At 34.3% G+C, this 13,484-nt stretch carries 19 protein-coding genes; 14 read left to right on the forward strand and 5 right to left on the reverse strand.

Translation table 11 applies throughout. The features are described 5' to 3' along the window. The first annotated feature begins 6 nt into the window (after positions 1–6). The 3 genes from F935_RS04255 to F935_RS04265 all read left to right on the forward strand — a co-directional run bounded on the left by F935_RS04255 (position 7) and on the right by F935_RS04265 (position 2,099). Positions 7–768: an SDR family NAD(P)-dependent oxidoreductase gene (locus tag F935_RS04255; protein WP_016137771.1), complete on the forward strand. Its 762-nt coding sequence runs from the start codon at positions 7–9 to the stop codon at positions 766–768. Positions 769–779: 11 nt separating this feature from the next. Then, a complete protein-coding gene (locus F935_RS04260) occupies positions 780–1,463 on the forward strand; it encodes an SDR family NAD(P)-dependent oxidoreductase (protein ID WP_016137772.1) in 684 nt (227 codons plus the stop codon). Positions 1,464–1,541: 78 nt separating this feature from the next. Next, a complete protein-coding gene (locus F935_RS04265) occupies positions 1,542–2,099 on the forward strand; it encodes a chorismate mutase (RefSeq protein ID WP_016137773.1) in 558 nt (185 codons plus the stop codon). Positions 2,100–2,255: 156 nt separating this feature from the next. Here F935_RS04265 and F935_RS04270 read toward each other — a convergent pair whose 3' ends face one another. Beyond that, the gene (locus F935_RS04270) at positions 2,256–2,873 is read right to left on the reverse strand and encodes a LysE family translocator (RefSeq protein WP_016137774.1); all 618 of its coding nucleotides are present in this window, start codon (positions 2,871–2,873) and stop codon (positions 2,256–2,258) included. 73 nt (positions 2,874–2,946) lie between these two features. Continuing rightward, positions 2,947–3,777 (reverse strand): sugar phosphate isomerase/epimerase family protein, encoded by an 831-nt coding sequence (locus tag F935_RS04275; RefSeq protein WP_016137775.1) that lies wholly within the window; start codon positions 3,775–3,777, stop codon positions 2,947–2,949. Between the two features lie 463 nt (positions 3,778–4,240). Here F935_RS04275 and F935_RS04280 point away from each other — a divergent pair, with 463 nt between their 5' ends. Further along, the gene (locus F935_RS04280; RefSeq protein ID WP_016137776.1) at positions 4,241–4,519 is read left to right on the forward strand and encodes a hypothetical protein; all 279 of its coding nucleotides are present in this window, start codon (positions 4,241–4,243) and stop codon (positions 4,517–4,519) included. A 629-nt stretch (positions 4,520–5,148) separates the two neighbouring features. Next, the gene (locus tag F935_RS04285) at positions 5,149–5,703 is read left to right on the forward strand and encodes a TetR/AcrR family transcriptional regulator (protein WP_035366448.1); all 555 of its coding nucleotides are present in this window, start codon (positions 5,149–5,151) and stop codon (positions 5,701–5,703) included. A 53-nt stretch (positions 5,704–5,756) separates the two neighbouring features. Here F935_RS04285 and F935_RS04290 read toward each other — a convergent pair whose 3' ends face one another. After that, a complete protein-coding gene (locus F935_RS04290) occupies positions 5,757–6,278 on the reverse strand; it encodes a hypothetical protein (RefSeq protein ID WP_035366042.1) in 522 nt (173 codons plus the stop codon). A 114-nt stretch (positions 6,279–6,392) separates the two neighbouring features. Next, positions 6,393–7,115, reverse strand: coding sequence for a type 1 glutamine amidotransferase (locus F935_RS04295; protein ID WP_016137779.1), 723 nt, complete (start codon positions 7,113–7,115; stop codon positions 6,393–6,395). Between the two features lie 268 nt (positions 7,116–7,383). Between F935_RS04295 and F935_RS04300 the strand changes: the two genes are divergently transcribed. From F935_RS04300 to F935_RS04325, 6 genes are all read left to right on the forward strand, one after another. Next, positions 7,384–7,608: a hypothetical protein gene (locus tag F935_RS04300; RefSeq protein ID WP_016137780.1), complete on the forward strand. Its 225-nt coding sequence runs from the start codon at positions 7,384–7,386 to the stop codon at positions 7,606–7,608. A 153-nt stretch (positions 7,609–7,761) separates the two neighbouring features. Continuing rightward, positions 7,762–8,136, forward strand: coding sequence for a TonB C-terminal domain-containing protein (locus tag F935_RS04305; RefSeq protein WP_016137781.1), 375 nt, complete (start codon positions 7,762–7,764; stop codon positions 8,134–8,136). A gap of 290 nt (positions 8,137–8,426) precedes the next feature. Beyond that, on the forward strand, positions 8,427–8,696 hold the full coding sequence (locus F935_RS04310) for a hypothetical protein (protein ID WP_035366043.1): 270 nt from the start codon (positions 8,427–8,429) through the stop codon (positions 8,694–8,696). A gap of 107 nt (positions 8,697–8,803) precedes the next feature. Beyond that, entirely contained in the window at positions 8,804–9,004 is a 201-nt protein-coding gene (locus F935_RS04315; RefSeq protein ID WP_004791647.1) for a hypothetical protein, read from the forward strand. Positions 9,005–9,189: 185 nt separating this feature from the next. Beyond that, positions 9,190–9,699: a hotdog fold domain-containing protein gene (locus F935_RS04320; RefSeq protein ID WP_016137783.1), complete on the forward strand. Its 510-nt coding sequence runs from the start codon at positions 9,190–9,192 to the stop codon at positions 9,697–9,699. Positions 9,700–9,714: 15 nt separating this feature from the next. Next, complete coding sequence (locus F935_RS04325) at positions 9,715–10,281, forward strand: lysozyme (protein ID WP_016137784.1); 567 nt, start codon at positions 9,715–9,717, stop codon at positions 10,279–10,281. A gap of 90 nt (positions 10,282–10,371) precedes the next feature. Here the strand turns inward: F935_RS04325 and F935_RS04330 are convergent, their stop codons facing one another. Next, on the reverse strand, positions 10,372–10,788 hold the full coding sequence (locus tag F935_RS04330; RefSeq protein WP_016137785.1) for a carboxymuconolactone decarboxylase family protein: 417 nt from the start codon (positions 10,786–10,788) through the stop codon (positions 10,372–10,374). A 110-nt stretch (positions 10,789–10,898) separates the two neighbouring features. Here F935_RS04330 and F935_RS04335 point away from each other — a divergent pair, with 110 nt between their 5' ends. From F935_RS04335 to F935_RS04345, 3 genes are all read left to right on the forward strand, one after another. After that, positions 10,899–11,213, forward strand: coding sequence for a winged helix-turn-helix transcriptional regulator (locus F935_RS04335; RefSeq protein ID WP_016137786.1), 315 nt, complete (start codon positions 10,899–10,901; stop codon positions 11,211–11,213). Between the two features lie 611 nt (positions 11,214–11,824). Then, positions 11,825–12,067 (forward strand): hypothetical protein, encoded by a 243-nt coding sequence (locus F935_RS04340; protein WP_016137787.1) that lies wholly within the window; start codon positions 11,825–11,827, stop codon positions 12,065–12,067. A gap of 160 nt (positions 12,068–12,227) precedes the next feature. Continuing rightward, the gene (locus F935_RS04345) at positions 12,228–13,334 is read left to right on the forward strand and encodes a minor capsid protein (RefSeq protein WP_016137788.1); all 1,107 of its coding nucleotides are present in this window, start codon (positions 12,228–12,230) and stop codon (positions 13,332–13,334) included. The last annotated feature ends 150 nt before the right edge of the window (positions 13,335–13,484 follow it).

Raw genomic sequence — 13,484 nt, forward strand, 5'->3', positions numbered from 1 at the left:
AAAACCATGACATTAGCAACACCTGATAAAAAAATAGATTGTGTAGTTGTCATTGGCGTTGGTGCATTACAAGGTATTGGCGCAGCCGTGTGCCATCGTTTTGCGAAAGAAGGTTTAAAAGTTTATGTCGCTGGGCGCACTTTCCAGAAAATTGAAGCAGTGGCTGCCGAAATTCATTCGAAAGGTGGGGACGCTGTCGCATTTCGCCTAGATGCAGAAGATGTAAAGCAAGTACAAGCTTTATTTGACACCATCACCAGTCAAAATGAGCGTATTACTGCTGTCATTCATAATGTGGGAGGAAATATTCCCTCAATCTTTTTACGAAGTCCGCTGTCGTTTTTTACTCAAATGTGGCAATCCACTTTTTTATCGGCTTATTTAGTTTCTCAAAGCTGTCTAAAAATCTTTAAAGATCAAAACTACGGCACGCTTATTTTTACAGGTGCGAGCGCTTCTTTGCGGGGGAAACCTTTTTTCGCAGCTTTTACCATGGGTAAATCTGCTTTGCGTGCTTATGCACTCAATCTAGCTCAAATCTATAAATCACAAGGGATACATATTGCTCATGTGATTATTGATGGAATGGTCGATGGCGATAGAGTAAATAAAGCCTTATTTGGTCTGGGGCGGTTAGCCCGTCTTACACGTGGTACAGGTGGTCTCAATATTGATGCAATTGCAGAAAACTATTGGATGCTTTACCAACAAACATCGAAGCTTTGGACACATGAACTCGATTTACGCCCTTACCAAGAAAAATTTTGAGAGAGACTAAAATGCTAAAAAAAATATGTCAGAGATTTCAAAAAAAACAGGGTTGTGTTGTTGTTGCTGGTCATGATTTACACCTAATCGAGCGGGATTTTGTAGTTCTAGATAAAAACGCACAATTTCCATTACATCTTTATCAAGTTGTACATGATTCAGCTGTGCAAAAAATCCAAGTTCACTCAATCAACGATGGCGTGACAGCAGTTCATTTAAACTTAGTAAATGCAGATCATTTAAAAAGCTTGGTGCGTTATATTTCCACTCAAAGACACACAATTGAACTCTGTGTGTTTCAACCGAATTTTTCATCTTCGCCAAATATTGAGGCTTTATCTTTAGAAGAGATTGAACACAATTGGCAGACCACAGGTTTAAGTGCGGTGAGTGTGGCGCAAGCTGTGATTAAGCCGATGTTAAAGCAGCAGCGGGGCACTGTTATTTTTCTTGGTGCACCATTTAACAACTCGACCCATTACGATGTGTTAAGCCAAAGCATGTTTGCGGGTATTCGTGCTTTAGCGCAGTCATTAGCAAGAGAGTTTCATCCTAAAGGCATCCATATTAGCTATTGCATGGTTGAAAAATGGGATGGACAGAACCAACACTTTATTTCATCTGTTAAGCAAGTGTGCCAACACATCTATCAGCAGTCTGATTCGGCATGGAGTCAAGAACTCAGCCTATCTTGAAATTTTACTTTCGCATGTTCTTAAAATACAGTACTGATCTGGAATGACGACAGAACAATAATTTCGATAGGTATTTACATGGCAAAGATTAAGAGTGCTCAGCAAGCTGTTAAAGTGGTTTGTACGTTGGCAGCTTTCACGTGTGTTTCTTCATTAGCGCAAGCATATCAATATGATCAAACTGCTCGTTTAATTAACGAGCGTTTATCTTATATGAAAGATGTCGCAGGTTATAAAGCAGAACAGCATTTGCCGATTGAAGATTTAACTCAAGAAAAGAAAGTTCTTGATCAATCACTTTCTGAGGCCGATTCTTTGGGCCTAAATCGTGAAACAGTGAAGCCATTTATTTTGACTCAAATGAATGTTGCGAAGGCAATTCAGTACCGATATCGCGCAGATTGGTTGTCGAGTCCAGAAACGAATTGGAAACTGCAAGATTTAGCAGAAGTACGTTTAAAAATTAGTACGCTAAATACTGAGCTTTTAAAAAATATTGCCTATGAACTAAAGAAAAATAATAACAAAGCGCCTCATAGCTGTAGCTACATGTGGTCTGTACAGCATCCTCAAATTAAAGAGGCTGATAAAAAGGCTTTATGTATGACACTAAATAAAATTAAGTTAAAACAATAGATTTTATAAAGCAGGGCATATAAATTGCTGATTCAATCCAAATTAAATCAGCAATCTCTTCAAGCTTAAATTTGTAGAACAAAAGTCGGATGAGTGAGGAAATACTTTAAGGGATAAACGCTTTTAGCTTAAAAGCGTTTACAACTGTTTTTTCATTTATTGAGTAATCAGCAAAACAGCGAGAATAAAAAAGATACAACCACTGATTTTATTTAATCTGGCAAAGTTATTTCCAGACAGCATTTTTTCTTTAAAAATTGAAGAAAAATTAGCGTATACCAAATGAATTAAGAAACCAATTAGGCAAAAAGTTAAAGAAAGTATTAAAAATTGGTTTATTATTTTTTCTTTTATATCAATAAATTGTGGAAATAAGGCAATAAAGAAAACAATCGTTTTTGGGTTGAGAAGTGACGCAAATAATCCTTGATAGAATAATTTAGATTTGCTTACCGCTTTTTCACTTGTTTCAGTGTCTAATAAATCTTGAGAAGGTGATGTTTTTACAAAGTTTTTATAGCCTAGATACATTAAATAAAATGCACCAACAAATTTCAATACAGTAAAAATAGTAGGATTACTGGTAATGATTAAACCCACTCCACTCGCCGAAATGACTGCAATGACAAACATGCCAATAATTAACCCAATAATTCCAAATAGGGCTGTACGGACGCCGTAATTGATTGAGTTTGTAACTGTAAATAAAACACCAGGGCCTGGACTAGATAGCGTAAGAAAAGCAATTGTTATGAAAACTAGTAAACCACTCACTTAATATATCCTTTTAAAAATGAATTATTTAAATTAAAAAAGCCTTCTGATGTTCCTCAGAAGGCTTTTAGTTTTATGCGCTTGCTAATTCTTTAACTGAATCTAAAGTAGTTTTGTCTCTCACCTCAAAGGCAACAAGACCTTTCCAATTGTGGCGGTTAATTGTTTCGATAAAGTCAGAATAATTTACAGTGCCGCGACCAATACTAAAGTGTTGATCTTGTTCACCATTATTATTACTAAAAGAAATACCTTTAATTTTGTCATGGTATTTATCTACCACAGCAATTGGGTCACCTTCGCCCACATTTGCATGTCCTGCATCTAAGAAGAAATAGACATTTTTGTTGTCAATTTTATTAAAAACATAATCATATTCTTCCATGTGGGTAAACACATAATGGAAAGGACGGTAGTTTTTATAATTCGATAAATTTTCTAAATAAATATCAACTGATTTTTCAGCAGCATATTCAGCTAATTCTTTAACAGATAAAATATAGTTATCGAGAGCTTTTTGTTTAGCCAATACAATTTTCTTTGGTTCTACAATACCACCACCATGAATAACTAAAGGTGCCCCAATTTTTGCGGCAATATCAATTTCTTTTTTAACATATACAACCGCTGCTTCTCGTAAATAATCAACATCGCTACCTAATGGTGCTTTGAAGTTACCATGGAAAATAGGTTGTACATTATATTTTTTGATTAAACTATTTAGATTTTCGATTCGTTCATCAGACCAGTCTGGAACCATTTCCCCATGTAAACTTCCATCCACATACCAGTGGGTGCATCCATCGTTATAAGCCCTAAGGATACCTTCTTCGGCTGGCAAGTATTGCTGATGGGCAATTCCAGAAGCAAAGTTTAGGTAATTATTCATTAAAGGCGAAGTCATTGTTATGTTCCTGATTTATTAAAGGTATTTTGGGTTAATTATTTATTCACTCGTTACCCAGCCGACATCTTATTTTTATTTAGACACAAAAACATTAGACTAAAGTATAATATATTTAAGTGAGTTATGTGTTTATACAGACAGATCTGTATATGCATAATTTATCAAAATATTGAGGCTGTATTTTTAAAAGATTGTTCTTGTATTCGTTAGATATACTCAATAAATATTAATTTTTAATATATATAGTTGCTAATTATAATTTTTTGAAATTTATAGTTTTTATTAGTATTAGCATTATATTACAATTTTCACCCTGTATATTTAATAGGCTAATAAAAATTTTAATAGTTTGTTGGTTCGAATTATAATCATTATATAAATAATAATATTGTTTAATAAATTGAATTATTGAATAGTAGTTTGAATTATAATTGCCGTTTACTATTTTTACGGGGATAAAATGAAAATTATTTTTTTATCAATATTAGTTTTATTACAAATTATCTTTTTAACTCAGGCTGAGGCACGAGGAGGCCGTGGGGGAGGAAAATCTTTTAGTGGTCATAGTTACTTTTCAAAGAGTAAACCATCACATGCACCAAGTAGCTATAGAGGTTTTGGTAGTGGTTCGTCTAGTAGTAGTTCTTCGGAATGTCCTTGTAGTGGAAACAAAAAATGTGTGGGGCCGCGTGAAGACAAATATTGCACTACTTCGGATGGTAACAAACGCTATCGCTAATCAGCAAATTTAGATTTAGACGCAATATAACTCAAAAAGCTCTTGTTATTTAAAGAGCTTTTTTATATCAAATGTTTTTATTCTTTCTTTTTGAACATTGACACCCAAAATCTCTCCGATTATCCTTTGCCTGCTGGCCACATTGCCAGTCGGTTTTAGCAGACCGTTTTCATCTAGGACATCAAAAAAGTAATTTTTTGGTGTCGAACTCGTTCGTCTCCCTTTGTAGCGGTAGGACGGAGGAGGGACGCCCTCGGGCGTGCCGGTTCCTAGATGACTGGTCTGCTAACCCTTCTTCGTTCTGCCACCATAATCATTTAGCAGTGATCTGGTAGAACTTCTATTTCATCTAGGAGTCCGCTATGCGTACTAATTCATCTCTCTCATTGGCAGTCCTTGCCAAAGTCTTTACATCCATATTATCCAACTGGCATTTAAAACGGTTTAATCGACTATAGGTTTTAACCTTTAGATCATTACGACTAAAAAATCATATCAACAATAAAGCCTGAGATATGTAAGGCAGAATTTGTGCTGCCTTGATGTGCCTTTTTTTAGCACTCAATTTAAGAGTGAAGGCATTTTATCTCATTTATATACAACAAAAAATTATTTTAAACGGTATGTCTATGCCAACTTTAGAAGCATCATTTAAAGCACTGCGAGTGCTGCACGCGGCAAGAAATTTATTTAATCAATATGGCTTTAATAATGTCGGTGTAGACCGAATTGTTAGCGATGCCAAAATTCCCAAAGCCACCTTTTATAACTGCTTTTCATCTAAAGAAAAACTTATTGAGATGTGTCTGACTTTTCAAAAAGATGCGTTAAAAGACGAGGTGTTTTCGATTATCCATTCGTACCGTGAACTTATGGTGTTCGATAAACTAAAGAAAATTTTCTTTTTACACGCTGACTTAGAAGGGTTTTACCATTTGCAGTTTAAAGCTATTTTTGAAATTGAAAAGCTTTATCCCGCAGCCTACAAGATCGTTAGTGATTATCGAAGTTGGTTCATTAAAGAAATCTATAAGCTGATTTTAACTATAAAAGTTACCGCTACACTTGAAGATGCCTACATGTTTTTATTTGTGATTGATGGAGCAATGGTTCAGCTTTTAAGTGCAAATAAGATCGATGAAAGAGATAAGTTATTAGAATATTTTATGTCGATGCTTACTTAAATTGGCGAAGACTTTAATGCTTAAAGAAAAGCCCTCTGGTGAGGGCTTCTAATTTATCTATAAGAAGGTTGATATAAGATTTTGGTGACCTTTTCTTTATATACATCATTTGAAATCACACCTTTATCTCGCTGTTGTTTTAGCGATCTAAACTGCTGACCATTCATTTCTCTTTGAATGCCAACATTATCATGATTTCTAAGGTAGTAAAGACTACGGTCATGATCACTCATATTTACTGTTTCTTCAGTAGAGTAGGTCGGTGTAGTTTCTTTTTCTTGATATTGTTTTGCAATTTCAAAAAAATCTACATTTTGATGATTGGTGCCAGAATTAGAAAACTCTTTTGGTTGCCCATTAAATTTATGTTCTTGAGAACTCGCGTTTACTGCAAGCATGCTTTTATGCTGATTAAAGTTAGGGTGATTATATTCTTGCTTCATTTGAAATGTGGTTGTTTCAGAAAAAGCTACAGGAGAAAAAAGACTAATATTTAAAGATAAAAAAAGTAATAACAATCTATTCATTTCTTTTGAAGTCCAATTGAAATTGAGTAAATAACTGTATTGTAACATTAAAGTTGAGTTTTTTGTAGGTTGAATTTTGAGTGAATTTGAACATCTAGTAAATAATAAGATTTATAGGTGAGTGTAAAAGCCTAGTTGAGAAGGTTTTTTACACTCATTTTTTTAATGTTGTTTTGAGTATTCTTCTTTCAATTTATCCAGAAAAATAAAGAGGTTTTGATTCATTTCTTGGTAATCGTGATTTCGTAATTCTTCACGACTATTCACGAATTTATAATGGTGAGCCTGATTTAACTCGGCTTCTGAATGTTGAATCAGTAATTCAACAACTTCTGAAGTTAATTCCATGTGACATTGCAGTCCATACACTAATTTTGAATATTCAATAATTTGTCTTGGACAACCTGCGCTAAAAGCAATGATTTTTGCGTTGGGAGTTAAACCCGGCATATCATTATGCCAATGCCCAACTTCGGCCATTTTTCCTAAGTGTGAAAACTTAGAGTCTGTTATGCCATATTCTGTAAGCATAATTGGAAATTTGCCAATTTCTCTTTCTGGACTATGTTCAAATTTGGCACCTAAAGCTTGGCCTATCAATTGAGATCCTAAACATACCCCGATAACTACTTTATTTGCTTCAATCGCTTTTTTAATGATTGATTGTTCAGCCAATGAATTAAAGTGAGGGCACATCTCTGGTGTGGTATCCGGATCTTGTGGACCACCCATCACAATAAGAAAATCTATATCTTCAGCAGAAGATGGCAAAGCTTCATTTAAATATACTCTTGAATATGTAATTTTGAAGTCATTATTTTGAGCCCATATTTCATATGCACCGGGTGCCTCAAAATCTTCATGAACAATAAAATGTAGGCGCATGTTAGTCCTCAAAATCTAAGCGTTAATTAATAGATCATTCGTTATAAATCGAGAATAGATTAAGAGCTGTAGGCTTTATCTAATACATCCAGTTTTTAAAAGTTATATGGTCCAGATGTAGGGGTTTTTATATGATTTAAATAGAGTTACTCATTTTATTAATACGGGTCTTATAAACTTATTGTTAAGTATTACTAAATAGTTTCGGTGTGACAATAGCTGTTCAATTTGTTAAGTTGTGTGGCTTTTATAACGGTAGTCAAAATTTATGAAGACATTTCTACTTATATCTTTATTGGGTTTTGGGCTGATTGGCTGTGCTTCATCTCCATATAATTCTCAAGAAAACTATTTAAATAACGCTCCAACTGTTCCAGTCAATAAAGCATTTAATAGTTTTAAAACACCTGAACACGGAGTTTTTACTGATCAAGATGTCTATAATGTGCCAGAAAATTCAAATATGAATTTTCGTTACGAAGTCCCTTTTTAAAGAAGAATAAAGCATTAATTTAAACAAAGGTAGATAAGGATGGCTTACTACCTACCTTTGCTGGCTAGGGATAATCAATGATTAATACCGCCTTCGGGTGGTTTTTTAAAATTTAAACTGTTAAATTTTAATTATTGAAAAAAGGTACTTTAAATGAAAAATTTCACTATTATTGCTTCTTTATTTTTATTAGTTGGGTGTACGACTGGCCACAAACAAGTTCCTCCTGTTCAAGTGACTGATAATAAGATTGCTTCAGAGGCTGAAAAATATAAAAAGCAGTATCAAAAGAAAATTTATAAAATATGGGATATTCCAAAGTCTTCTACAGGTATGAGTGCGAGCGTTAAAGTATTTTTAACTGACACTGGGGAAATTGAACAAATCATCTTTTTAGATAAAGAAGAACAAAAATTTAAAACAAGTATTGAAAAAGCGATCTGGCGTGCAAGTCCATTTGCTTTGCCTTCAAATCCTGAAGTAAGAAAGCAAGCAAGAAAATTCAATATGAAATTTCAGGCTAAATAAGTAAGTTCTTCTTCAGCATGGGGAGCAAATTTAAAACTGTTAATGTATATAAATTTGCTCTCTTACCTTATGAAACAGTGAATATAGTTCGTTTAATGGGTATATAGATTTCTTTCAAAAGTAAAAGCAACGTATTATTTTAAATTGAAAATAAGACAGTTGATGGATAGGTAAACAAAATATAAAAATTACTTACATTGCTATCAAAACATAACATAAACAAGACTTTAAATAGGCATTAAATTAATATAAAAAACTGATATGAGCCCTAAAATGTGACAAGAAAAAGTATGAGTGAAGCAAACAAATCCCATAGTGAAAGTAAGGCAACCTCATTTGTCGCGTGGGGTGTGATTCTATTTGGAGTTGTTTTAGGAGTAGCCTTTATTTTGTCATATGGGCAAGTTGAAACAAGAAATGATAATTTAGACATTATTCAAGTCTGGTCTAAAGAAATGGTTACAGTCGGCCTTTTCATTATATTTAATGGGCTACTGTTTGGTTACTTACTTTTAAAAATTAGTAGTATTTTGAACCATCTTGAAAATAACAAAAACTAAAACGTATCTGAAAGTGTCAGTTACACAAATGATGATGGTTTAGTGTTGAATGTAGCCGTTAATTATTTAAGCATGGAATGACACAGGTTAAGTAAAGGATGAATCTCATGATAGATGAAGAAAAACCCTTAAATTTTGACGATGATGAAGAGCCTCTAGATTTTGCCGATGAAGAATTTATCGATGATAAAAAAGAGGATGAGTTGTATAACAGCATTACCAAAGATGGCTCGAGTGTAGATCCGGCCGATGATGGTGAGCGACACATTCGCCCTGAAGATGGCGATCCTATCGAAATTGAAGAATAAATTAAAGCCCAATTCAATATTGGGCATTTTTAATATTTTGGACTTTCTAGTTGAACAGTACGGTACGTTCGAGGTTATTTAATCATTATCATTAATGACTCAAAAAATTGAGAACTAAGCAATGAGTGTAGAGAGGAGTAAATATATATTTATTGAATGATTAACTCTCAAACAGAAGTAAAACTATGAGTAACTATATTTCTGCATTTACCAACAAAATCAAAAATAAAGCAGTTCCACCAGTCAATGATGTTCTGCTCGCGTTTAAGACTTTGAAAAATGTACCAGGCGGATTAACGCTCTTATCAAAGATTGTTAGTCGAGTGGCTCCATATTTTCAGACTGTAAATCCAATTATCCAAAAATTAGATTTAAACCTGTGCGAAGCCTCAATCAAAAAAAATAAATCAATTGAAAATCATATCGGGACTGTACACGTTATTGCCATATGTAATGGGCTAGAATTTGTCATGGGTGTGTTAGCTGAAGCATCAGTACCTCAACATTTAAGATGGTTACCTAAAGGCATGAGCGTAAATTATGTAGCTAAGGCAGATTCTGATATTAAATTAGTAGCAACCATTGATGACGAGTGGAAAGTTGGAGATATGCAAGTAAAAGTTAACGCTTATAGAGCTGATGGGCAGCCTGTAGTACAAGGGTATATTACGCTTTGGGTTACAGAGAAAAAGTAAATAACAGGGCATTAAATGCAAAAAATATTGGATTATCTCCGCAAATTTTTTACTGCTAAGTCTCAGCAAGATGGAGCAGCAGATCTTATTGCTACAGCAACTGATCATGGCGATGAATTAATAGGTGTCGCTGTTGATGAGATGTCTCTTAGTTTAGACGGTGTAAATCTAATCTGTAATTTTGAAGGGTTAAAACTCAGTGCTTATGATGACAGTACTGGTGTCTGGACTATTGGTTATGGCACGACACGGTATCCTAATGGCCAGCGTGTAAGTGAAGGAGACCGATGCTCGCTTGAACAAGCTAAAGCCTATATGCAGCATGATTTAAAGATATTTGAGCGCGCAGTAAATAGTGCCGTAAAAGTACCTTTAAAACAGAATCAATTCGATGCATTAGTCTCTTTAGCTTATAACATTGGAGTAGGGGCTTTTAAAAACTCGACCTTACTCAAAAAGTTAAACTTAGGTGATTACAAAGAGGCTGCCAACCAGTTTGATGTTTGGGTCAATGCAGGCGGTAAGCGTTTGCAAGGGCTGGTGAATCGTCGTGCAATCGAAAAGAAATTATTTCTATCATGAAAATAGTGCTTTCAATTTTTATTAAACTTTCTCAAAAAATCATTAAAAGCCCCGAATGGTCAGGGCTTTTTTATATAGAAATTCAATGAATTAACTTTTATCACCTACAGTGATTCTGAGCCGGTTTAATGCTCCCATAAGCGAAATGCTAGTCGTTAACTCTACAATCTCTCTTTCACTAAAATATTCGGCTAAATGAGCTTTTACAGTTTCAATTTTGTCAGATAGAAAAGTGACTGCCTCCGCAAGTTCAAGAGCAAGTTGTTGCTTCTTTGAAAAGGCATTCGAATGTTTATAGCCCGGAATTTTATCAATCACTTCTTGGCTTAGTCCCATATCTCTTAATTCATGAGCATGAAAAGCGCAGCAGTAGGCACAGCCGTTGATTTGTGACACATATAACTCAGCTAAAGCAATGATTTGAGGGTCGATGCCTGAGGTACGAATAGATGCATGTGCTGAGTACAAATGATTAATCGTTTTTTTAGCAACTTCTTTATATTCCATAATATAGGCCAGTCTTTTCGTGATGAAAAACTATTATTTACTACTAGGTATAGATTGTAAATTAGGCACTATTTTGTTATATAGGTATATTTTTTATACCTTATTAAACAATGAAAGATAATATTTCTGGCTGTTCTGTAGAAGAGGCAATGACCGTATTGGGTGGTCGCTGGAGAATGTTAATTATTTCATTTCTCATCGAAAGACCTATGCGCTTTAATGAGCTAAGACGGGCAATACCTAATATTTCTCAAAGAATGTTAACTTTAGAATTACGTTTTCTTGAAGAAGAAGGTTTTATTAACAGAGAAATTTTTGCGGAGGTTCCTGTTAAAGTTGAATACTCATTAACGGAAGATGGTAAGAAATTAAACAGTTTAGTTGATGTACTAAAAGAAGTAGGTTCTTGGCTAAAAGTAAGATAATGCAAGTTTATTTTATAGTTTGATTTACTGTGTTTTAGATCGCGCCGAGATCGTATGTGATCATTTTGGCAAGATCATTTATACAAATTTTAGGCGTAAAAAAGCCTGATGCTACGAATCAGGCTTCAGTATTCATCAACAATAGGAGTTGGTGAACAAGACCAATCTAACAGACCTGCGCTATAAAGGCAAACCAATGGTCGACCGAACAGTTCATATGAGCATAATTTTTCACAAATTATAGGCATTAAAAAAGCCCTTGCTCGAAAGCGAAGGGCTTAGTCGTTCATTGATCTAGCAATGAACTATATAAGGCTCATCTCATACTAAGTTCAGTATATCTGAAATTGGGGCAACAAAGAAGAAAACATTCTAAATATCTTCCTCATTCTATTTAAACTCAATTTATGTGCTCCTATAGCAACTTACATCTTTGATAAATCAATACACAAAATTTGCACTTTGCATTTTTTAGGGTGTGCTATTTGTGTGTAGCTCCAATTGGATTGGCTTAGAAAGTAAGACAATAGCCGTCTATAAATTATTCAAAAGAAAGTTTCATACGAATCTATTGAATAATAAGGGCGCTATAGGAAAGCAAGGAAGTAGAGATGAATTTGATTAGATTAGAAGAACTTTCATGGGTGAGTAATGCTGTTTTGACCCCCCAATTGAACAATTGGCCGTGTGCACGGTCTGGAAATATGGGCGACACTTCTTGTAGCGAGCACAAAGAAAATTTTTCGGAACAATCTGATAAAAAATTTTATAAAGAATGGCTGAAACAACAAAAGAAAATACTTAAAAGTATTCCCAGTAATGCTGTTTTACTCAGCGTGAAAGATCCTATTTAGATTGGATATAAGATACGTTTATAAAAATATGCATTACAAGGATGAGCATTTAGCTAAATAACTTTACGTAGGTGTGCTTGTTCGTCATAACTTGTTCTAGAGATACTGAAATTATAAATAGCAAAACAATAAAAAAGCACTTCTGTAGAGGTAAATTTTTATGGCTAATCTTCATCAAAAAACACTTTTTGATATTCTGACTCAACATCAGGCCTATCTATATCGAGCATCATCAAGATCGGTCAATGAACTTCTTAATTTATTTAGTTCTGAAACGGTTACCATGCTTGCTAAGTTAACTAATTTGTTAGATGAGCTAAATGAAAAGGAAAGAGCCGCATTGTCTGGTGGAATTTATTCAACAGCTAATTTAAGAGAGATACGTGCACTAATTTCTCAGTGGTTTAATTTGATTAATGAAACTCTCACAGACACTTTTACAATCTCTGCTGTGGCATTGGCTGTTTATGAAGCCAGATATATGTCAAAAATTTTTGGTGGCAAACATAAAGAGTTAAAAGGCGAGCAACTCTATAAAGCTGCTAAACGCGTTCCTTTAGCGGGTGGAGCATTAGTAGATGAACTACTCTCTAAAATTGCTGAACTAGCTCGTCAAAGAGTTGAATATGCAATTCGGGATGGTCTTAACAATGGCGCCACAACTTTGCAGATTGTTCAGCGAATTCATGGAACCAAACGCCTTAAATATGAAGATGGGCTACTCAATAGTACTAAAACAGATATTGAGCGAACTGTACGTACAATTCGAAGTCATATATCCAATCAGGCATATTTAAATAGTTATAAGCTATTAAAATTTGAATATGTCAGATTTGTAAGTGTTCTTGATGGAAGGACATCGAAAACATGCGCTTCACTTGATGGAACGGTATGGCAGATTAATGATCCGACAAAAAAAGTTCCGCCTTTGCATCCGCATTGCCGCAGCATCCTAGTTCCAACTCTTGAGGATGGTCAGCTCGTTGGCAGCCGAGCATTCATTATGGATGAAAGAAAATTGAAGGATATTCCTAAAGATGAGCGTGAACAATTAACTGGTCAGCTAGATGCAAATACTTCTTTTAAAGAGTTTTTTAAACTGACAGATGATTTCTTTCAAAAAGAATGGTTAGGGCCTAAAAGATATCAATTATATAAAGAAGGGCAATTCGATTTTGATAAGTTCTTTGATCCGGAAGGACGGTTATATACGCTTGAAGAGCTTAAAGAACTTGATGAGCGTGCTTTTAAAATGCTGGGATTGTGAGTTATAGCAGAAGCATTTGAAATAGGATTTTATCTTGAATAACTTTTTGAGTTTTAACCAAATATACACACTTAAACAATTAGTTAAAAAAGTTTCAATAATCTAGCCAGATAGCATGTTAAGTTTTTCTCAATCATAAAAATTTAGAAA

It is taken from the genome of Acinetobacter calcoaceticus ANC 3811, assembly GCF_000399665.1.
GTDB lineage: Bacteria > Pseudomonadota > Gammaproteobacteria > Pseudomonadales > Moraxellaceae > Acinetobacter > Acinetobacter calcoaceticus_B.